The sequence below is a fragment of the Methylobacterium tardum genome, from assembly GCF_023546765.1.
GTDB classification, from domain to species: domain Bacteria; phylum Pseudomonadota; class Alphaproteobacteria; order Rhizobiales; family Beijerinckiaceae; genus Methylobacterium; species Methylobacterium tardum.
The window spans coordinates 1,985,906-2,005,194 of record NZ_CP097484.1 but is presented as its reverse complement, the minus strand read 5'-3'; the positions used below and the strand labels follow the sequence as shown (position 1 = coordinate 2,005,194).

Here is a 19,289-nt window from a genome sequence, read left to right as displayed (position 1 = left end):
AAATGTGACCCCGGAATCGCCCGAACCCGCGCCGACACGGCGTGGCCGACCTGTATACCAGGCCGGGGCGGGCGCCGGGGAGGCGCCCCGGGAGGAAGGAACGAGCCATGGTCGCGGGTGACGTCCGGCTGCGCGAGACCGCCAGCGCGCCCTGGCACGCGGGTCTCACCCGGCGCCATTGGCGCATCCTCTGGGGCAGCTATCTCGGCTGGATCTTCGACGGCTACGAGGCCGTGGCCCTGATCTACGCCCTGCGCCCCGCGCTGGCCTCGATCCTGACCCCCGAGCAGGCGCAGGCGCCGGCCTTCTACGTGGGGCTCGCCATCGGCATCACGCTGCTCGGCTGGGGGATCGGCGGCCTGATGGGCGGGATCGCCGCCGACTATATCGGCCGCAAGCGCATGATGATGGTGTCCATCCTGGGCTACGCCATCTTCACCGGGCTCACCGCCTTCGCGGAGAGCTTCACGCAGCTCGCTCTCCTGCGCTTCATCACCGGGCTCGCCATCGGCTCGGAATGGTCCACCGGCATCGCCCTCGTGGCCGAGACCTGGCCGAACCGGGCGCGGCCGAAGGGCTGCGGCTTCCTGCAATCGGGCTTCGGCGGCGGCGCGGTGCTGGCCGCTATCGTCTGGGCGGTGCTGGCCGCCACCAACCCGATGGGCGACCAGTCCTGGCGCATCATGTTCGCGCTGGGCGCGCTCCCGGCCTTCGTCTGCCTGTACCTGCGGCGGGCGCTGGAGGAATCCGAGCAGTGGATGCAGGCGCTCAAGGCGCAGCGCTGGGCGGCCACCGCGGAGGATGCGGACCACGCTCCGCGGAGCGCGCAGCGCCCGTTCTCCCTCACGGAGATCTTCCGCGAGCCCGAGAGCCGCCGGCGGGTGCTGCTCGCCACGCTGCTGTCCTTCGCCACGACGGTCGGCTGGTGGGCGGTCTCGTCCTGGCTGCCGGCCTACACGGAGGGGCTCGCCAAGGCCGCGGGCGAGCCGGCCAATCTCTGGGGCCCGCGCATGGGCATCATCTACAATATCGGGGCGATCTCGGCCTACGTGATCTCCGGCTTCGTGGCCGACGCCATCGGCCGCCGCGCCTTCCTGCTGGTCACCTATGTCGGCTGCATCGCCACGTCGCTCGCCTGCTATCTCTGGACCGGCGGGCTGGTGCCGTTCATGGGGCTCGCCTTCCTGAACGGGTTCTTCACCCTGGGCTTCGCCTTCTCGTGGATGGCGATCTACCTTGCGGAGCTGTTCACCCCGGCGGTCCGGGCGACGGCGGCGAGCGTCGTGTTCAACGGCGCGCGGCTGATCGCCTGGATCTTCCCGATCATCGCCGGGCAGATCGTGACCGCCTTCGGAGGCGTGGCCGCGGCGGCGCTGACGCTGTCCAGCGTCTACGTGATCGGCCTGGTCGTGCCGTGGTTCATGCCGGAGACGCGGGGCCAGCCGCTGCCGGAATAGGGCGATCCCGTTTCCGCCCCGCTGGCAGGCGCTCTCAGGTCCGGCCGGACGCGAAGCGGCCCCCGACTCCGATGGAGCGGGGGCCGCATCCTGCATGGGCCGTCCTGGGGGCCGCCCGGCCGAAGGCCGGGGGCGTCCGCGGGTCCTACTCCTCGTCGTCCTCGTCCTGATGCCGGCCCTTGAGCTTGGCGAAGACCGAATCGGCGTCGATCCGCTCCTCGCGGCCGCCATGGGCGTCCTCGTGCTCGTGATCCGGCTCGTCGCGGGCCGTGGAGACCTCGGCCGGTAGCAGCGAGGCGCCGGACTCGGCCGCGATCGCCGCCGGGCGGTCGGCCGCCGCGCGCTGGACCTCGAAGTCGAGGTTGATCTGGGTGGTCAGGCCGAGAGTCACCGGATCCATCGGCTGGAGCGAACCCGAATTCCAGTGGGTGCGCTCGCGGATCTGCTGGATCGCCGACTTGGTGGTGCCGACCAGCCGGATGATCTGCGAATCCTTCAGCTCCGGGTGGTTGCGGAGCAGCCACAGGATGGCGTTCGGCCGGTCCTGACGGCGCGACAGCGGGGTGTAGCGCGGCCCCTTGGTGGTGCGCTTCACCTCCGGCAGCTTCACCTTGGAGACGGCGGGCTTCAGCTTGTAGTGCGGCGCCTTCTGGGCCTTCTCGATCTCGTCCCGGGTGAGCTGGCCGGTGGAGACCGGGTCGAGCCCCTTGATGCCGGCCGCGACCTCGCCGTCGGCGATGCCCTTCACCTCCAGCGGGTGCAGCTTGCAGAAATCGGCGATCTGCTCGAAGGCGAGCGAGGTGTTCTCGACCAGCCAGACGGCGGTCGCCTTGGGCATCAGCGGACCCTGGGACATGTCTTCTCGTGCTCCGGCCTGGCGGGACGGGGGCCGGGCATCGGGCCGCGGGCTCCGGATGACCGATCCGGAAGTCCCGTCTCACGCTGTCGAATGGGGATGACGCACTATAGGCCCGAGCGGGGAGGGGCGCAATCGCGGGTTACGCGGTCCGGGGCGCCAGGCGCGGATTCCGTGAGCAGCGCCAAGCGCGGTTAAAATCCGGCCGTGAGCCTGACCGACTCACCCGCGAAGGCCGCACGCGGCCGGTTGCGTGGAGAGATGGTTTTCTCTCTGGCATGGTCCCGACAAGCAGACGGCGAGTGGAGCTTCCGACTCCGCCTCGCCGTCCACCCGTTTGTCTGGATCTGGCTAGCCCGCATAAACGGGTCATGCCAGGGATCGGCGGCAGCCACCGCCGGTCCCACTCCCAAACATAGCGCGACCCGAACGCTTCAACAATAATCCGGGCCGCCCCTCAGCGCGGGCGCACCCCGTCGAGGAACAGCCGCACCGCCGCCTGCCGCCGCCGCTCCTGCGCCTCCGGGTCGGTGGCGATGCCGTAGAGGGTCGCCTGGGACGACCGGCCAAGGACGAGGCTGAGGAACAGGTCGGCCGCGATCTCGGGCTCGGCCACCGCGATCCGGCCGCGCCGGGCGAAGGCGTCGAGCAATTGCGCCACGGCGCGCACGCCGCGCAGCCAGCCCTCCTCGTGGGCGAGGCGGGCCAGTTCGGGGAATTGCAGCGCCTGGGCCACCAGGTTGCGCTTGAGCATCGCCGCGCCCGGCGACTGCCCATGCGCCAGCAGGGTCCGGCTCAACGCGTGCAGGGCGGCCTCGACATCGTCGGTCCCGGCCTGCGCGGCCTGCGCCTCGGCGGCCGCCGCCAGGGGCGCCAGCCACGCGGCGATCCGCTCGCGCAGGACCGCCTCGAACAGCGCCCGCTTGTCGCGGTAGCGGGCATAGACCGTCGGCTTGCTCATCCCGGCGGCCTCGGCGACCGCGTCGATGGAGGTGGCGTCGAAGCCGCGCTCCATGAACAGGGTGGTCGCCACGGCGATCAGATGCGCCTCACGCCGGGCCGCCTCCGCGCGGGTCGGCCGGCCGCCCCGCCGCGGCGCCGCCTCCGGCGGCTCGATGTCCGTCACCGTCACCCACAATCCTCCTTGCTCACGATCGCCGCGCGCATTATTAAAACGATACCGTACCGTTTTGATTGTGACCAGACCCGATGGACGCACGTCGCAGCGACAGCTTCAAGAGCGCCGGCCCGGTTGTGGGGGGCGTCGCGGCCCCCGCCGCGTCGCCGGCTCCCGCGGCGAAGCCGCGCCGCGGCCGGGCGCGGATCGTCCTGCCGCTGGTCGGGCTCCTCGCGCTGGGCGGGGCCGGGAGCTACGGCTGGCACTGGTGGACCATCGGGCGCTTCCTCGAGACCACCGACGACGCCTATCTGCAATCCGACAAGGTCACGGTGGCGCCGCGCATCGCCGGCATCGTCGCCGAGGTGATGGTCGGCGACAACCAGCCGGTGAAGGCCGGCGACGTGATCGCGCGCCTCGACGACCGGTCCTATCGGGTCCAGCTCAAGCAGGCCGAGGCCGAGGTCGACAAGGACCGGGCGCAGGTGCTCGGCGTCGCCGCGGCGATCGTCCAGCAGCAGGCGCAGGTCGCCTCGTCGCGGGCCGACCTCGCCAATGCCGAGGCCGCGCTCACCTTCTCCCAGCAGGAATACACCCGCTACCAGAACCTGCTGCAGACCGGCTCGGGCACGGTCCAGCGCCAGCAGCAGGCGGATGCCGACCTGCGCCAGCGCCACGCCGCCCGCGACAAGGCCGCCGCCTCCCTGGACGCCGCGCAGAAGCAGATCGACAGCCTGAAGGCCCTCGAGGCCAGCACCCGGGCGAGTCTCGAAGGCGCCGAGGCCAAGGTCGAGGGGGTGAAGCTCGACCTCAGCTACACCACCATCGTGGCGCCGATCGACGGCGTGGCCGGCGACCGGGCGCTGCGCATCGGGCAGGTCGTCTCCCCCGGCACGGGACTCCTGACCCTCGTGCCGATGGGCCGCGACATCTACCTCGTGGCGAATTTCAAGGAGACCCAGACCGGCCACATGGTCGAGGGCGAGCGCGTCACCTTCACGGTGGACGCCTTCGGCGACCACGAATTCCAGGGCCGGATCGAGAGCTTCTCGCCGGGGACCGGCTCGCAATTCGCCCTGCTGCCGCCGGAGAACGCCACCGGCAACTTCACCAAGGTGGTGCAGCGCGTGCCGGTGCGCGTCGCCCTCGACCCGGCCGACCCGCTGGTCGCCCGCCTGCGCCCCGGCCTGTCGGTGGAGGCCACGGTCCACACCGCCGACCCGGTGGAGCCGGTCGACCCGGCCCGGCACCGGCCGAAGCCCGCCCCGGCGGCCCTCGTCAGCGAGGCGCTGCCCCAATGAGCGCCGTGCCGGCCGTGGCCATGCCCATACCAGGGCCCGAGGCGAAGGCGAGCGCCCGGGACTGGCTCGCCGTGTTCGGCGCGATCCTCGGCGCCTTCACGGCGATCCTCGACATCCAGATCACCAACGCGTCCCTCGCCGACATCCAGGGGGCGCTCGGCGCCTCCACCGAGGAGGGGAGTTGGATCTCCACCGCCTACCTGATGGCCGAGATCATCGTGATCCCGCTCACCGGCTGGCTGTCCTCGGTGATCGGCCTGCGCCGCTACCTCGCGGTGAACACGATGCTGTTCACCGCCTTCTCGCTGGCCTGCGCGCTCTCGACGACCTTGAGCCAGATGATCCTGTTCCGGGCGGGCCAGGGCTTCACCGGCGGCGTGCTGATCCCCACCGCCATCGTCATCGTGCGCACCCGGCTCTCGAAGGCGCAGCAGCCCATCGGCATCGCGCTGTTCGGGCTGACCGCGACCTTCGCGCCCGCCATCGGCCCGACGGTCGGCGGCTGGCTCACCGACAACCTGTCCTGGCACTACATCTTCTACCTGAACCTGATCTTCGGACCCGTGGCGGCGGCGATCCAGCTCGGCGCCTTCGACAGCGTGCCGGCGCGCTGGGGCGAGCTGCTCAAGGGCGACTGGATCGGCATCGGCCTGATGGCGGCCGGCCTGCCGGCCCTGACCTACGTGCTGGAGGAGGGCCAGCGCAAGGACTGGTTCGGCTCGCAGATCATCGTCAACATGTCGCTGCTGGCGGCGGCCGGCATCACCGGCTTCATCGTCCGCGAGCTCACGACCGAGCGCCCGTTCATCAACCTGCGGGTCCTGGCCAACCGCTCGGTCGGGGGCGCCTGCGTGCTGATGACCGTGCTGGGCGCGGTCTCGTTCGGGTCGATCTACATCATCCCGGTCTATTGCGCGCAGATCCAGGGCTACAACGCCCAGCAGATCGGCTACGTGGTGATGTGGTCGGGCCTGCCGCAGCTGGTCCTCTTCCCGATGATGCCGCTGCTGATGCGGACCTTCGACGCCCGGGTGCTGGTGGTCACCGGCACGCTGTTCTTCATCGCGAGCTGCTGGATCAACGTCGGCCTGACCCACGATGTCGGCGCCGACCAGCTGATCCTGCCGCAGCTGATGCGGGCCATCGGCCAGCCGCTCTTCACCATCCCGCTGTCGCAGCTCTCCACCGTCGGCCTCGCCCCGCGCGACACCGCGGACGCCTCCGCCCTGTCGAACATGATGCGCAACCTCGGCGGCTCGATCGGCATCGCCATGCTGTCGACCATGATCGACCGGCGGGAGCACTTCCACTTCTCGATGCTGGCGGAGGCGATCACCGTCAACGCGACCCGCACCCAGGACCGGCTCGCGGCGCTGGCGGCCGGGATGCACGCCCGCATCGCCGACCCGCTCGCCGCCAAGGGGGTCGCGCTCGGCCAGCTCGCCGCCCAGGTCCGCCGCGAGGCCTATGTGATGGCCTACGCGGACGGGTTCTGGCTGGTGGGGGTGAGCCTCGTGGCGAGCCTCGTGGTGGTGGCGATCCTCAAGAAGCCCCAGCGCGCCGCCGGGCCCGTGGAGGCGCACTGACCGGCTCGGGACAAGACCGGCCGTCTTCCAGCCCTCCGCACCGTCGGTCCGGGGCGCCGCAGGCGAGCCCGGACCCGGAGGGGCACCCCGCAGGCGGGCAACCCAAAACCGCCATGAGCGCCAGAACTTGGCACCTCGGCGGGTCTGGATCCCGGGCTCCGCTGCGCGGCCCCGGGATGACGGGGAGGGGCGGGCAGCCCGGCCGAGCCTGCCGCCCTACTTGCCCGGCAGGTTGTGGACGATCGGGAAGAACGTGTCCTTCCAGTCCTTGGGCTCGGCCTTGATGGTCTTCATCGCGTAGAAGTGCCGGGCCTGGAGCATGATCCCGTAGGGCGTGGTGGAGAAGTTCGTCCCCGGCTCCTTCATGATCTCGACCAGCGTCTCGGGCGGCGTCTTCTCGTTGGTGGCCGCCACGTAGTCCTTGGCGGCCTTGAGCGGGTCCTTGGCGATCTCGGCATTGGCCTCGCCGATGGCGGCCACGATGGCGGCGGCGAGCTTGGGATTGCGGTTGAACCACGCCGTGCGGGCGTAGAAGATCGCGTTGCTCACCGGCTCGCCGACCAGCTCGAAGGAGTTCAGCACCTTGTGGATCGCCGGGTCCTGCAGCTCGCGCTGCTGGAACGGCGGCAGGGAGAAGTGGCTGTTGACCTCGTTGTGCGGGCTCGCCAGGGCCGCCACAGCGTCGGGATGGCCGAGTTGGACGGTGAGCGGGTCGAGCTTGGTGGCGTTCTCGGGCCCGAACGCCTTCTTGGCGGCGATCTGGAGCAGCACCGCCTGGGACGAGACCTTCACGGAGGGCAGGGCGATCTTGTCCTTGGACGAGAAGTCCTTGAGGTCCTTCACGTCCGGGTTGCGGGTGAGCAGCAGCATCGGCGTCGAGCCGACCCCGCACAGGCCCTTCACGTCGCCCTTGGTGCGGTCGTTGAGCAGCAGCATGTTGGTCGAGCCGCTGTCGACGATGTCGATATTGCCCGACAGGAGCGCGTCGTTGCCGGCGGCGCCGCTCGTCAGGTTGACCCACTCCACCGTGACGTCCCCGAGGCCGGCAGCCTTGGCGTGCTTCTCGATCAGCTTGTGCTGCTCGGCCAGCACCGCGGGCAGGTAGACGAAACCCGGCTGCCGGCTGATCCGGACCTTGGCATCGTCGGCCCGGGCGGGGGTGGCCAGCGCCAGCCCGGCCAGCAGGAGGACCGATCCCGCCCGCAGGAGCCGGCGGCGGCCCAGCAGCGACGAGCCCGTCCGCGACGTACGCACCATGACGCTTCTCCCTGTGGCCCGGCGGCTTCGTGTCCGATCCGGGCTTGTCGTTGCGCGCGAGTGGACAGAATTGGGCGGGCGCGCGCAAGGCCCGATCTTCGCGGGCCGCTGACGCTGGAGCCTCGACGTTCGGCACCGTGAAATCATCGTCGCCGGGACGCGGGCGAAGATCGGGCTCAGGGCGAAGCTCCGCACCGTCACGGCCATCGCGCGGGTCGGCCCCAGCGCGGAAATCTCCGGCCAGACCGGCCGGATCCAGGGGGCGCCCCGGGACGCGGTCGCGGCAGCCGCGGAGGAGCGAGGCGCCGCCATCCGGGAGATCGGCTGCGGCGCGGCGAGTGCCGCCACCGGGGCGCAGAGCGTGACCGAGAACGTCGGGGCCGCCCGCGGCCTCGCACGGCGCTCGGACGAGCTCGACCACGCCGGGAAGGCCTTCCCGGCGAAACCCCGGGCGGCCTGAGGGCGGGGCCGGAGAGGGGGATGAGCCCTCGACAGGGTACGCGGGAGGCACGCGGCAGGCACGCGACAGGGCGCTCAGCCGGCCGAAAAGCCCCGCACCGCCGCCCGCACCAGGGCGTCGATCATCGGCCGCACGTCGTCCACGCCGAGGGGCCCGAGGCTGCCGAGATCGGCGAGGTAGGTCATGCCGTGGACGCTGGACCAGAGCGCCCGCGCCATCACGGGGATTGCCACCTCGGCGAGGCGGCCGCCGTCGCGCAGCACCCCCTCCAGGATCGCGAACAGGGCCGCGATGTCGGCCTGCACCGAGTCCGGCGCCGCCACGGTGCGGCGCTCGAAGATCGCCGCCCAGGCCGCGTGGTTCGCGGCCGCGAAGGCGAGATACGCGTCGGCCAGGCACAGGAGCCGGGCCTCCGTCTCCCGCGACGGGCAGCCCGCCAGCGCCCCCGCCAGGGTGTCCCGGAGGCGGCGCATGGTGACCGCGTTGGCCTCCAGCCGCAGCAGCTCCAGGCTGTCGAACTGCGTGTAGACCGAGCCCACCGCCGTGCCGGCCCGCTCCGCGACGCCGCGGGCGGTCAGCGCTGCGACGCCGCCCTCGTTCAGGATCGCCACCGCGGCCTCGATGAGGGCCCGGCGATCGGCCTCCCTGTCGCCCGGCTCCTTCCGCGGCCGCCCGCGCAGTTTTTTATGAACCTCGTTCATTTTATCCCTTGCAGCCCGGCGCGCCCCATGTTTATCTGTTTCGTGAACGGCGTTCAATCAATTCCGGACCGGGTCCGGATCGTCGTTCCCGCGAGGTGAACCGTGATGAGGACCCTCTCCTTCCTGATGCGCGGCGTGATCGCCGACAACGCCCAGGCGATCCACGACGCCCACGCCGTGACGATCCTGCGCCAGCAGATTCGGGACGCCGCCGGCGCCCTGGCGACCGCCCGGCGGGAACTCGCCGTGGCCATGGCCTACCACGCCGCCGAGGCACGCGCGCTGGCGGCGATCGGGGGACGGATCGAGACCCTGACGGAGGGGGCGCGGCGGGCCCTCGGCGACGGCCGCGAGGATCTCGGGACCGAGGCGGCGATCCACATCGCCGCCCTGGAGGACGAGCGGGCCGACCGCCGGGCCGCCGCCGAGCGCTTCGCCGCCGAGGTCGAGCGGCTGAAGCGCCTCGTCGCGCAGGGCGGCGAGCGGCTGCGGGATCTCGACCGCGGGCTCCAGACCGCCCGCACCACCGAAGCCCTGCGCCGGGCGGGGCTGGAGGGCCGCCGGGCCACGACCCTGTCGGCCGGTGCGCTGGGCGAGGCCGAGCGGACCCTGGAGCGCCTGCGCGCCCGGCAGGCGGCCGAGGCGGATGTGGCCGCCGCGCTGACCGAACTGGAGGCCGAGGCTACGGGCGGGATCGAGGCCGACCTGGAGGCGGCCGGCTACGGCCGTCCGCGTACGGACCCGCGAGCAGTGCTCGATCGCCTCAGGGCCCGGACCTGACCGGATCGCACACCTGACCACCACGCAACACCCACGCAGGAGCACACCATGACACCGCAGATGCCCCATACCGGCGCCTGGAAGACCTTCACGCTGGTCAGCTTCGCCGCCGCCGCCGCCATGCTGACGATCGGGATCTTCTTCCTGCCCGCGGATATCTGGATCAAGGGCTACCTCGCCATGGCATCCCTGTTCCTCACGGGCACGACCTTCACGCTGGCCAAGACCCTGCGCGACGAGCACGAGGCGAACCGGCTGATCAACAAGATCGAGGATGCCGCCGCCGAGCGGGTCCTGCGCGAGGCAGTGCCGGGCCGGCTCTGAGATCGCTCCGGATCAGCCCGCGGCGTCCAGGAACCCGGCGAGGATCTTCGAGAATTCCGGGGTGCGCAGGTAACCGTAGGATTTGTGCCGGTTCTCGGCGCCGTCCGGCCTCCGGTAGGCGTTGATCACCGGCACGTCCCGGACCCGCACGCCGGCGGCGTTCGGCGCGTAGAGGCCGGCGAGGTCGTCGCCCACCGTGGCGATATCCTGCCGGTCCATCAGGTTGGTCCAGGCGGTGAGCGCGGCCGGCACCCGCAGGTCGCCGTGCTCGTCGGCGAGCTTCAGCTTCAGCTCGGCGAGCCCGAGGGGCGAGCCGAGGGTCGCCAAGGCGCAGCGGGGCAGGGGCGTCCCGTCGGCCTCGGCGGCGCGCAGGACGTCGTAGGCGATCAGGCCGCCCATCGAGTGCGCGGCGATCAGCACGTCGTCCTCCGCGGCCTCGGCCAGGGCGACGCGCAGGCGCTCCCGGGCCGCGTCCCGGAACGCCGCGTCCTCGTAATAGCCCCAGAGATCGCCGAGGCGGTATTCCAGGATCAGGTCGTCCAGAGGAGTCAGCCCCGCGGCCTCCTGCAGGTGCGAGAGGCCGCGGTAGATCCGGTCGGTGAGGGTCGGCTCGGCGCTGCCGGCATCCCCGCCGGAGAGGGGAACGGCCCGAGGCCGTGATCGGGCCGGTAGGGCTCCCGGTTGCCGTCGCCGGAGAGCGGCTGCGGGTAGCGGAGATCCGCCCAGTAGACGAAGGTGAAGGCCAAGTCGGCCTCGGCCACCTGCAGCCCGAGGTTCCGGTCGAGCCCTTCGCGGATCGCGGCGCGCCACCACGCGGCCTTCTCGTCGCGCGGCGGCTTGTTGGCGAGCCCGTGGATGCCGATGATGCGCGCCCGACCCAGTGTCCGCTCCCAGACCGACGAGGCTGTCGGTCGGTCAAGATAGGGCCATCCCGCGCGGGCGGAACTGCGGCTTAGTTACCGAGGCGCCGCCGGACGCGTCGCCCCGTCAATCGAACAGGCTGGAGACGCTGGATTCCGTCGCGGTCCGGCCGATCGCCTCCCCGAGCAGCGGCGCGATGGTCGCCACCCGGATGTTGCGGGCGAGCTTGACCGCCTGGGTCGGCTGGATCGAGTCGGTGATCACCAATTCCTTCATCCGCGAGGCGGCGATGCGGGAGACCGCGCCGCCCGAGAGCACCCCGTGGGTGATGTAGGCCGAGACGTCCTTGGCGCCGGCATTCAGCAGCGCCTCGGCGGCGTTGACCAGGGTACCGCCCGAATCGGCGATGTCGCCGACCAGGATGCAGGAGCGGCCCTCGACCTCGCCGATGATGTTCATCACCTCCGATTCGCCGGGGCGCTCCCGGCGCTTGTCGACGATGGCGAGCGGGCAGTCGATCCGCTTGGCGATGGCCCGGGCGCGCACCACGCCGCCGACGTCGGGCGAGACCACCATCCGGTCGGCGCTCGGCAGCCGCTCCTTGATGTCGCGGACCATCACGGGGGCGGCGAACAGGTTGTCGGTCGGAATGTCGAAGAAGCCCTGGATCTGGCCGGCATGGAGGTCGAGGGTCAGGACGCGGTCGGCGCCGGCCTCGGTGATCAGGTTCGCCACCAGCTTGGCCGAGATCGGGGTGCGGCCGGAGGTGCGCCGGTCCTGCCGGGCGTAGCCGAAATACGGGATGACCGCCGTGATGCGCCGCGCCGAGGACCGACGCGCGGCGTCGATCATGATCAGCAGCTCCATCAGGTGGTCGTTGGCCGGGAACGAGGTCGATTGGACGATGAACACGTCCTCGCCACGCACGTTCTCCTGGAGCTCGACGAAGATCTCCATGTCGGCGAAGCGCCGGACCATGCACTTGGCCAGCGGCAGTTCGAGATAGGCCGCGATCGCCTCGGCCAGGGGCCGGCTGGCATTCCCGGCGATGATCTTGATCGAGGATTTCATGGCGAGGACTTCATGGGCGGCCGCTCACGCGCGGCCGGACCCCCCGCCGCGCTCCGAAGCCCGGTCCCTTGACGGGCCGGAACGATGCGATGACGGGCGAGGCTCTTAGCAGCGGGCAGGAAGTGTCACAATGCCTTCACGCGGCCTCCGCGGCAGCACCGCACAGGCGACATGCCCCGCTCAGGGCGTCTGCGGCTCCAGCAGCCGGTGCAGGTGGACCACGAAGTAGCGCGTCTGCGCGCTGTCGACGGTGGCCTGCGCCTTGGCCCGCCAAGCCGCCTGCGCGGACGCATAGTCGGGAAAGATGCCGACGATGTCGAGGTTCTTGATGTCCCGGAACCGGACCCCGTCGAGATCCTGCAGTTCACCGCCGAAGACCAGGTGCAGCTTCTGGTCGTTGTCGATCGCCGTCGCCATGGCCTCTCCTCACATGTTGCCCGCGGCGCTCGCAAATGGCGCGCCTCCGGTCAAGCCGGAACGCGCGCAGCCGAGCAATGCCGCGTTCGCACGCCTCCGCACCGTCGGGGGTGTCGCGGGGGTCTCGGGTGCCTTGAGGATCTTGGGGATCTTGGGCCTGCCGGAGGCGCGGCGATGGCGCGGCTGCGGAAGCGGCGGGGCTCCGTGCTAGGAAGGCGGGCATGACGCGCAGGCTTCTCCGCATCGCCGCCGTGGCACTCGCTCTCTCGGCGATCCCGGCACTGGCCCAGCAGCCGGCCCGGGCGCCGGGCCGGGCGGCCGCCGACAAGGCCGGCCAGGACAAGGGCGGCCCCGACCGGCGCGGCGGGCCGCCGGTGATCGGCTGCCCGTCGCTCGCCAATTACCGGATGCTGCTGCACGACGGGCCGCAGGCCGCCGCCGCGCGCCTGACCGATCCGAAAGCGGACCATCTCGGCTGCTCCGTCCTGACGCGCGCGGAGATGACCGGCATCGTCGACCGGGTGGTACTGGGCGGGCAGAGCTACGATTGCGCGGGCGTGCGGGGCACGACGGTCTGCCACTGGATCGAGGCCGGAGCCTCCGCGCGCGCCGGCGCGGCCGGACGCTGACCTTCGATCGCTGAGGATCCGGACGGCCTCAGCGCAGGTGGCCGCTGGCGCGCAGATCCCGCTCGACGGCCTCCTGGATGGCCCGGAGCGGGTTGTCGTTCGTGGCGCCCGGCGGATGCAGGGGCGCCATCGCGGCCGGCTTCGTGTCCAGCCCCGGCAGGATGGTGGGGCCCGCTTCCACCTGCCGTGCAGGCCGGCGCAGGGCGAGACCCCGCAGCGCCTCGCGGGCGCCGGGCGGGAGGAGCGTGGCGAGCTTGTCGAGCATGTCCGAACCTCAACGCGCGCGGCCGGCGACGGCCGGCGGGGACGGGACCACGGAGGCGGAGCTGTTCGTCACGGAGGCACCAGCACAGGATCGACCGAGCACGGGAAACGGACCGGGGCACGCACCGTTCCGTCGAGCCATGATTGCCGATTTTGCCGCATGTGTCGCCCAGAAACCAGCGAACACTGCTTTTCAGCTTGGATTGTATAGAACCTGGCGGAAGCGGATGGGAATCGAACCCACCGTACGCTGTTGGCGTACCACTGGTTTTGAAGACCAGGAGGGCCACCAGACCCCGTTCGCCTCCGCGCTCGGGGTTACGGGCGGGTGCCGGCAGGGTCAAGATCCGCGGACCCGCCGCGCCGCCCTCCCGGGCCTGCAGCGCGCAATGGTCGCGCCTGCCGCGCCGCGGGAACGCGCTCTTCAGCGCGCCCGCTCGTCCCGTGCGACCGCTGGGGCGACCGAGGTCCCGGTGCGGGCCGAGATCAGGCCCGCCTCAAGGCACGCCATCACCCGGACCGCCTCCAGCGCCGCTGCGTCGTCGTGCGATCCGCGGGCGATGGTCTCGGCCACCGCCCGATAGAAGCACCGCTGATCCCCGGACACGGCCGGCCTGCGCGTCACCGTTCCGGTGCCGTCATGGATCTCCAGTCCGTCCGGATCCTCGCCCCATCCCGGTGCGCCCGGGGCAAGCCCGGCCAGCAGCTGCCCTTCCTGCGGGTCGGGACCGTGCTTGATCAGGCTGCCGGCCTCGCCATGGACCACGAAGCGGGGCGATCCGCCGGCGACGAGCATGCTCGCGTGGAGCACCACCCGCAGCCCCGGATAGTCCAGCACCGCGTGGGCCCAGTCGTCGGAGGACGCTCCGGGACGGAGCCGGCCGAGATTCGCCGTCACCCGGTCGGGCAGGCCGAAGAGCTGGATCGCCTGATCCACGAGATGCGGCCCGAGATCGTACCAGATCCCGCTGCCGGGGCCGGCATTCTCACGCCACCGGTCCCGGACACGGGGCCGGAAGCGGTCGAAGTGGGACTCGAAGTGCCGCACCGCGCCGATCGCGCCGGCCGCGATGGCCTCGCGGACGGTCAGGAAATCGCTGTCCCAGCGGCGGTTGTGAAACACCGCGAGCACGCGGCCCCCGCTCGCCGCCGCCGCGCGCAGGGCGCGCGCCTCGGCGAGGGCGAGGGTGAAGGGCTTGTCGACAACGACGTGCTTGCCCGCGGCCAGGGCGGCGCGCGCCAGCGGTGCGTGACTGTCATTGGGTGAGGCAATCACCACGAGGTCGACGGCCTCCGAAGCGGCGACCGCGAACGGGTCGGCGACCACCGTCAGGCCGGGCAGATCGGCCTCGACCTTGGCGGGATCGCTGGATCCGACCAACCGGAGGTCGAGGTCCGGCACGGCGTTGATCAGCGGCGCGTGAAAGGTCCGGCCGGAATAGCCGTAGCCGATCAAGCCGACCCGGACCGCGGCGCCCATCGCATCACCTCTTCAATCCGGAACAGGCGCGGCATCTCACTGACTATCGGATACAAGGTGCCGCGTCTTGTCCGTTGTTACGAACATCCTTTCCGCTCGGCCAAAGATAAGAATGATGATGTCCGGGCGCTCACGCCCGTCGTTCAACACATCAGATCGGCCATGGCGCTTATCGCCGCTCGCGATTTCTCTTAGCGCCCGTCGCCGAGGCGTCCAAGCCGTGGAGCTATGCTTCGAGGCGGCGTCAGGGATCCTTGCCGATGTCGGAGGTCGACGGGTGCGGCCGGCCGCGTTCGACCGCGATCCGATGGGTTCGCGTCCGCTTTGCGGCGTCCATCTGATCCGGATTCGTATTAATTCCGCCACACTGTTGTGGCCCTGCACCAGTCATGCCGTTCCTGAGACGCTCACGGAAAGAGGAAGGCCCGTCGCCCGACCCTGAAGGGTCCGGGGAGGGGGTGGGCCCGGGCGCGCCCCTGGCGGATTCCCTGAAGCCGGGCCCGCGCGGTCCGGGCTGGATCGGCGCGGCCATGGTGGTCACCGCCCTGGTCTCGGCGCTGGCGACCTTCCTGATCCTGGCCGGGGTGATCCGGGTGACGCCGACGCCGGCCTACGGCGTGACGCTGCTCGCCATCAACGCCGCCCTGGTGCTCGGCCTCGCCGTCGTCATCGCCTGGGAGGCGCGGGTCTTCCTGCACGCCCGCAAGGCCAACGCCGCGGTGGCGCGCCTGCACACCCGCATCGTCGGCCTGTTCTCGCTGATCGCGATCCTGCCGACGATCCTGCTCGCCGTGGTGGCGTCCGTGACCATCGACCGGGGCCTGTCGCTCGGTTTCACCGACCGGGTCCGCGACGTGGTGCTGAAATCCGTGGAGGTGGCCGACGCCTACCAGGAGAACCAGTGCCAGAGCCTCGCCCGCGAGATCCGCATCCTCGCCGACGACCTGACCCGGGCGCGGCCGAACTTCGACGTGAACCGGGACTGGTTCCAGACCTTCCTGACGACCCGGGCGACCAATCTCGGCCTGCCGGTGGCGCAGATCATGCGCGGCCCGACCGAGGTGGTGGCCCGGGCCAAGATCGACGTCCTGAAGACCAACCGGCTGCCCTCGGCGGCGGCCTTCGAGGATGCGGCCAACTCGGCCGACCCGATCTGCCTCCTGCCCACCGAGGGCCGGGTCTTCGCCGCGCTGATGCGGATGCCGGCCTACGACGACGCCGTGCTGATGGTACAGCGGGAGGTCAGCCAGCTCGCCATCGACTTCCCCGGCGTGTCCCGGGCGGCGGCGGCCGAGTACCTCACCTACGATTCGCTGCGGCGCTCGATCCAGATCACCTTCGCGTCGGTGTTCCTGCTGATCGCGCTGATCGCGCTGCTCTCGGCCGTGTGGTTCGGCATGAACTTCGCCAACCGGTTCGTGGCGCCGATCCGCCGGCTGATCAACGCCGCCGACCAGGTGGCGTCGGGCAATTTCTACGCCCAGGTGCCGACCAAGAAGACCAGCGGCGACCTCGCCCATCTCGGCGAGAGCTTCAACAAGATGACCCAGGAGCTGCGCCGCCAGCATGCCGGCCTGATCGCCGCGAGCGACCTGATCGACACCCGCCGCCGCTTCACCGAGGCCGTGCTCTCGGGCGTCTCGCCCGGGGTGATCGGCCTCGACGCGGCGGGCTTCGTCACCATCGCCAACCCGGCCGCCGAGCGGATGCTCGACCTGGAGAGCGACGCCCTGGTGGGCCAGTCCCTCGCCCAGGCGGTGCCGGAACTCGCGCCCGTGCTGGCCGAGAGTGAGGCGCGCCCGCGCAGCCTGCAGCAGCAGCAGGTCCAGCTCACCCGGTCCCGGGGCGAGCGCACCATCACGGTGCGGGTCACGAGCGAGCAGGCGCAGGGGGCCTCCCGCGGCTCGGTGGTGACGCTCGGCGACATCACCGACCTGGTCCAGGCGCAGCGCAGCTCCGCCTGGGGCGACGTGGCGCGCCGCATCGCCCACGAGATCAAGAACCCGCTGACCCCGATCCAGCTCTCCGCCGAGCGGATCCGGCGCAAGTACGGGAAGGTCATCACCGCCGACAAGGAGGTGTTCGACCAGTGCACCGCCACGATCGTGCGCCAGGTGGACGAGATCAAGCGCATGGTCGGCGAGTTCTCGGCCTTCGCGCGGATGCCCAAGCCCGCCATCGCGCCGAACGACCTCACCGAGATCGCCAAGCAGAACCTGTTCATGATGCGCGTGGCGCACCCGGACATCGACTTCGCGTTCTCGGCCCAGGGCGGCGCGGGGAGTGCAGAAAAGATCGTGGCGGCCTTCGACATCAGGCTGCTCAGCCAAGTGATCACCAACATCCTCAAGAACGCCGTCGAGGCGGTGGCCGAGGTGCCGGAGGCCGAGCTCGGCAAGGGCAAGATCTCCTTGAGCCTCGCCGTCGAGGACGGGTTCGCGGTGATCGCCGTCACCGACAACGGCAAGGGATTTCCGGCCGAGGGGCGCCAGCGCCTGCTCGAGCCCTACATGACCACCCGCGAGGGTGGGACCGGACTGGGGCTTGCTATCGTCAGCAAGGTGCTTGAGGAGCACGGCGGCGGGATCGAGCTGAACGACAATCCCGCCGGCCGCGGCGGCCGTGTCCGGATGCGGGTCCCGCGCGAGCACGGGCCCGAACCGGCCGCGGCGCCGTCTGGAACCCTACCCGTCACGACAGAGGAGAAGGGCGCCGCGCCGACGGCCCCCCGGATCGCGGAGATGCACGCATGAGCGCCGATATCCTGATCGTCGACGACGAGGCCGACATCCGCGACCTCGTCGCCGGGATCCTGGACGACGAAGGCCACCGCTGCCGCACGGCCGGCGGCTCGGACGAGGCGCTCGCCGCCATCGAGGCGCGCCGGCCGCACCTCGTCTTCCTCGACATCTGGCTGCAGGGCTCCCGGCTCGACGGCCTGCAGGTGCTCGACCTGATCAAGGCGGCCAATCCCGACCTGCCGGTCGTCATGATCTCGGGCCACGGCAACATCGAGACCGCGGTCTCGGCGATCAAGGCGGGCGCCTACGACTTCATCGAGAAGCCGTTCAAGGCCGACCGGCTGATCCTGGTGGCGGAGCGGGCGCTGGAAGCCTCCCGGCTCCGGCGCGAGGTCCGCGACCTGACGGCGCGGTCAGGATCGGCCAACCGCATCGTCGGCGGCTCGCTGGCGATCAACCAGCTGCGCCAGACGCTCGACCGGGTGGCGCCGACCAACGCCCGGGTGATGATCACGGGCGCGCTGGGCTCGGGCAAGGAGCTGGCCGCGCGCAGCCTGCACAAGGCCTCGGCCCGGGCGAACGGCCCGTTCGTGCTGCTCAACGCCGCCGCGATCCTGCCCGAGACCATGGAGGCGGAGCTGTTCGGGGTCGAGGGCGAGAGCGGCCGCCGGGTCGGCGCCCTGGAGGAGGCCCATGGCGGCACCCTCTACCTCGACGAGGTCGCCGACATGCCGCGCGAGACCCAGAACCGGATCCTGCGCGTCCTCGCCGACCAGAATTTTCAACGGGTCGGCGGCACGACGCGGGTGCATGTCGACGTGCGCATCATCTCCTCATCCTCCCGGGACCTTCAGGAGGAGATCGCCGCCGGCCGATTCCGCGAGGACCTGTTCCACCGCCTCTCGGTGGTGCCGATCCGGGTGCCGGCCCTGTCGGAGCGCCGGGAGGACGTCCCCGAGCTGATCCAGTTCTTCATGGACAACATCTCGTCCCAGACCGGCCTGCCCAAGCGCCGGATCGCCGAGGACGCGATGGCGGTGCTGCAGTCGCACAACTGGCCGGGCAATGTCCGCCAGCTCAAGAACAACGTCGAGCGGCTGATGATCCTCACGCAGGCCGACCCGGAGCAGGAGGTCACCTCGGAGATGCTCCCCTCCGAGATCGGCGCCCTGGTGCCGACCACCCCGGGGGGCGCGGGCGGCGAGAAGCTGATGAGCCTCGCGCTGCGCGAGGCCCGCGAGATCTTCGAGCGCGAGTACCTCGTGGCGCAGATCGCGCGGTTCTCGGGCAACATCTCCCGCACCGCCGAGTTCATCGGCATGGAGCGCTCGGCCCTGCACCGAAAGTTGAAGTCCCTCGGCATCGGCCCCTGAGGGGCGGGGGCGTGAGAGCGGTGCCGATCCGTCACGGATGATTCAGGCGCGGGGGTTGCTTGCGCCCACGCTTTCGCCAAGTCATGGTGCTTGTATACAAAGCCGTGGGCGGGATGACCGGACAATCCGGCCCGCGGCATACCCATCCCGGGCGGCTCGATCCGGGACAACAAGAAGGCCAAGAAGATGGCGGGCGAACGCGCACAGAACCTTCAGGACACCTTTCTCAACCATGTCCGCAAGAACAAGATTCCGCTGACCATCTTCCTCGTCAACGGCGTCAAGCTCCAGGGCGTGGTGACGTGGTTCGACAATTTCTGCGTGCTGCTGCGCCGGGACGGGCACTCGCAGCTGGTCTACAAGCACGCGATCTCCACGATCATGCCGGGCCATCCCGTGCAGCTGTTCGAGCCGGACGAGACCGCCGAGAAGGCGTGATTTTTACGATGGGCGAGGTGGGGCCGCGTCGGGACTGATCGTCTCCCGGGCGTAGCCATGCGCCGCGCGTCGGCGACCCGCGCGGTTATTCCGGGGTGCCGCAGGCGAGCCCCGGATCCACGAACGCGATAGGTGCCGGAATCCGGCACGGCGGCGGGTCTGGATCCCGGGCTCCG

The 19,289-nt window shown here is 70.9% G+C and carries 18 protein-coding genes and 1 tRNA gene; 9 read left to right on the top strand and 10 right to left on the bottom strand.

Features of this window, described 5'->3' with window-relative positions; all coding sequences use genetic code 11:
* Positions 1–107 precede the first annotated feature (107 nt).
* The gene (locus M6G65_RS09420) at positions 108–1,457 is read left to right on the top strand and encodes an MFS transporter (RefSeq protein ID WP_238195706.1); all 1,350 of its coding nucleotides are present in this window, start codon (positions 108–110) and stop codon (positions 1,455–1,457) included.
* A gap of 145 nt (positions 1,458–1,602) precedes the next feature.
* Here the strand turns inward: M6G65_RS09420 and M6G65_RS09415 are convergent, their stop codons facing one another.
* Together M6G65_RS09415 and M6G65_RS09410 are read right to left on the bottom strand one after the other, a co-directional pair.
* A complete protein-coding gene (locus M6G65_RS09415; protein ID WP_250103856.1) occupies positions 1,603–2,313 on the bottom strand; it encodes a DUF1013 domain-containing protein in 711 nt (236 codons plus the stop codon).
* Between the two features lie 457 nt (positions 2,314–2,770).
* Positions 2,771–3,445: a TetR/AcrR family transcriptional regulator gene (locus M6G65_RS09410; RefSeq protein WP_238195708.1), complete on the bottom strand. Its 675-nt coding sequence runs from the start codon at positions 3,443–3,445 to the stop codon at positions 2,771–2,773.
* A 77-nt stretch (positions 3,446–3,522) separates the two neighbouring features.
* Between M6G65_RS09410 and M6G65_RS09405 the strand changes: the two genes are divergently transcribed.
* Together M6G65_RS09405 and M6G65_RS09400 are read left to right on the top strand one after the other, a co-directional pair.
* The gene (locus M6G65_RS09405; protein WP_238195709.1) at positions 3,523–4,731 is read left to right on the top strand and encodes an HlyD family secretion protein; all 1,209 of its coding nucleotides are present in this window, start codon (positions 3,523–3,525) and stop codon (positions 4,729–4,731) included.
* A complete protein-coding gene (locus tag M6G65_RS09400; RefSeq protein ID WP_238195710.1) occupies positions 4,728–6,317 on the top strand; it encodes a DHA2 family efflux MFS transporter permease subunit in 1,590 nt (529 codons plus the stop codon). The genes M6G65_RS09405 and M6G65_RS09400 overlap by 4 nt, the downstream gene beginning before the upstream one ends.
* Positions 6,318–6,533: 216 nt before the next feature.
* Here the strand turns inward: M6G65_RS09400 and M6G65_RS09395 are convergent, their stop codons facing one another.
* Positions 6,534–7,574: an ABC transporter substrate-binding protein gene (locus M6G65_RS09395; RefSeq protein ID WP_250103855.1), complete on the bottom strand. Its 1,041-nt coding sequence runs from the start codon at positions 7,572–7,574 to the stop codon at positions 6,534–6,536.
* A gap of 534 nt (positions 7,575–8,108) precedes the next feature.
* Positions 8,109–8,735: a WHG domain-containing protein gene (locus M6G65_RS09390; RefSeq protein ID WP_238195712.1), complete on the bottom strand. Its 627-nt coding sequence runs from the start codon at positions 8,733–8,735 to the stop codon at positions 8,109–8,111.
* A gap of 105 nt (positions 8,736–8,840) precedes the next feature.
* On the opposite strand from M6G65_RS09390, the gene M6G65_RS09385 reads away from it, so the two are divergent.
* Entirely contained in the window at positions 8,841–9,515 is a 675-nt protein-coding gene (locus tag M6G65_RS09385) for a PspA/IM30 family protein (protein ID WP_238195713.1), read from the top strand.
* Positions 9,516–9,563: 48 nt separating this feature from the next.
* Positions 9,564–9,839 (top strand): YiaA/YiaB family inner membrane protein, encoded by a 276-nt coding sequence (locus M6G65_RS09380; RefSeq protein WP_091788466.1) that lies wholly within the window; start codon positions 9,564–9,566, stop codon positions 9,837–9,839.
* 12 nt (positions 9,840–9,851) lie between these two features.
* Here M6G65_RS09380 and M6G65_RS09375 read toward each other — a convergent pair whose 3' ends face one another.
* The 3 genes from M6G65_RS09375 to M6G65_RS09365 form a co-directional block, all read right to left on the bottom strand.
* A complete protein-coding gene (locus M6G65_RS09375) occupies positions 9,852–10,652 on the bottom strand; it encodes a hypothetical protein (protein WP_430929557.1) in 801 nt (266 codons plus the stop codon).
* Positions 10,653–10,826: 174 nt separating this feature from the next.
* A complete protein-coding gene (locus M6G65_RS09370; protein WP_250103854.1) occupies positions 10,827–11,771 on the bottom strand; it encodes a ribose-phosphate pyrophosphokinase in 945 nt (314 codons plus the stop codon).
* Between the two features lie 180 nt (positions 11,772–11,951).
* Positions 11,952–12,188, bottom strand: coding sequence for a DUF4170 domain-containing protein (locus tag M6G65_RS09365; RefSeq protein ID WP_238195714.1), 237 nt, complete (start codon positions 12,186–12,188; stop codon positions 11,952–11,954).
* Positions 12,189–12,409: 221 nt separating this feature from the next.
* On the opposite strand from M6G65_RS09365, the gene M6G65_RS09360 reads away from it, so the two are divergent.
* A complete protein-coding gene (locus tag M6G65_RS09360; protein WP_192709174.1) occupies positions 12,410–12,817 on the top strand; it encodes a hypothetical protein in 408 nt (135 codons plus the stop codon).
* A gap of 28 nt (positions 12,818–12,845) precedes the next feature.
* Here M6G65_RS09360 and M6G65_RS09355 read toward each other — a convergent pair whose 3' ends face one another.
* From M6G65_RS09355 to M6G65_RS09345, 3 genes are all read right to left on the bottom strand, one after another.
* On the bottom strand, positions 12,846–13,082 hold the full coding sequence (locus M6G65_RS09355; RefSeq protein WP_238195715.1) for a hypothetical protein: 237 nt from the start codon (positions 13,080–13,082) through the stop codon (positions 12,846–12,848).
* Positions 13,083–13,296: 214 nt separating this feature from the next.
* Positions 13,297–13,389 (bottom strand) — tRNA-Sec (locus M6G65_RS09350).
* Between the two features lie 116 nt (positions 13,390–13,505).
* Positions 13,506–14,561, bottom strand: a complete 1,056-nt coding sequence (locus M6G65_RS09345) for an oxidoreductase (protein ID WP_238195716.1) — start codon at positions 14,559–14,561, stop codon at positions 13,506–13,508.
* 389 nt (positions 14,562–14,950) lie between these two features.
* Here M6G65_RS09345 and M6G65_RS09340 point away from each other — a divergent pair, with 389 nt between their 5' ends.
* The 3 genes from M6G65_RS09340 to hfq all read left to right on the top strand — a co-directional run bounded on the left by M6G65_RS09340 (position 14,951) and on the right by hfq (position 19,113).
* The gene (locus M6G65_RS09340; protein ID WP_250103853.1) at positions 14,951–17,314 is read left to right on the top strand and encodes a sensor histidine kinase NtrY-like; all 2,364 of its coding nucleotides are present in this window, start codon (positions 14,951–14,953) and stop codon (positions 17,312–17,314) included.
* Entirely contained in the window at positions 17,311–18,675 is a 1,365-nt protein-coding gene (gene ntrX / locus M6G65_RS09335; RefSeq protein WP_250103852.1) for a nitrogen assimilation response regulator NtrX, read from the top strand. The genes M6G65_RS09340 and ntrX overlap by 4 nt, the downstream gene beginning before the upstream one ends.
* A 186-nt stretch (positions 18,676–18,861) precedes the next feature.
* Positions 18,862–19,113, top strand: a complete 252-nt coding sequence (hfq, locus tag M6G65_RS09330; protein WP_007563033.1) for an RNA chaperone Hfq — start codon at positions 18,862–18,864, stop codon at positions 19,111–19,113.
* Positions 19,114–19,289 lie beyond the last annotated feature (176 nt).

Excerpts from the sequence above, each read along its gene's own strand:
- M6G65_RS09415 (WP_250103856.1), bottom strand. The coding sequence starts at position 2,313 with ATGTCCCAGGGTCCGCTGATGCCCAAGGCGACCGCCGTCTGGCTGGTC.
- M6G65_RS09340 (WP_250103853.1), top strand. The coding sequence starts at position 14,951 with ATGCCGTTCCTGAGACGCTCACGGAAAGAGGAAGGCCCGTCGCCCGAC.
- M6G65_RS09420 (WP_238195706.1), top strand. The coding sequence starts at position 108 with ATGGTCGCGGGTGACGTCCGGCTGCGCGAGACCGCCAGCGCGCCCTGG.
- hfq (WP_007563033.1), top strand. The coding sequence starts at position 18,862 with ATGGCGGGCGAACGCGCACAGAACCTTCAGGACACCTTTCTCAACCAT.
- M6G65_RS09365 (WP_238195714.1), bottom strand. The coding sequence starts at position 12,188 with ATGGCGACGGCGATCGACAACGACCAGAAGCTGCACCTGGTCTTCGGC.
- M6G65_RS09360 (WP_192709174.1), top strand. The coding sequence starts at position 12,410 with ATGACGCGCAGGCTTCTCCGCATCGCCGCCGTGGCACTCGCTCTCTCG.
- M6G65_RS09370 (WP_250103854.1), bottom strand. The coding sequence starts at position 11,771 with ATGAAATCCTCGATCAAGATCATCGCCGGGAATGCCAGCCGGCCCCTG.
- M6G65_RS09355 (WP_238195715.1), bottom strand. The coding sequence starts at position 13,082 with ATGCTCGACAAGCTCGCCACGCTCCTCCCGCCCGGCGCCCGCGAGGCG.
- M6G65_RS09380 (WP_091788466.1), top strand. The coding sequence starts at position 9,564 with ATGACACCGCAGATGCCCCATACCGGCGCCTGGAAGACCTTCACGCTG.
- M6G65_RS09395 (WP_250103855.1), bottom strand. The coding sequence starts at position 7,574 with ATGGTGCGTACGTCGCGGACGGGCTCGTCGCTGCTGGGCCGCCGCCGG.
- M6G65_RS09400 (WP_238195710.1), top strand. The coding sequence starts at position 4,728 with ATGAGCGCCGTGCCGGCCGTGGCCATGCCCATACCAGGGCCCGAGGCG.
- M6G65_RS09385 (WP_238195713.1), top strand. The coding sequence starts at position 8,841 with ATGAGGACCCTCTCCTTCCTGATGCGCGGCGTGATCGCCGACAACGCC.
- M6G65_RS09345 (WP_238195716.1), bottom strand. The coding sequence starts at position 14,561 with ATGGGCGCCGCGGTCCGGGTCGGCTTGATCGGCTACGGCTATTCCGGC.
- M6G65_RS09405 (WP_238195709.1), top strand. The coding sequence starts at position 3,523 with ATGGACGCACGTCGCAGCGACAGCTTCAAGAGCGCCGGCCCGGTTGTG.
- M6G65_RS09390 (WP_238195712.1), bottom strand. The coding sequence starts at position 8,735 with ATGAACGAGGTTCATAAAAAACTGCGCGGGCGGCCGCGGAAGGAGCCG.
- ntrX (WP_250103852.1), top strand. The coding sequence starts at position 17,311 with ATGAGCGCCGATATCCTGATCGTCGACGACGAGGCCGACATCCGCGAC.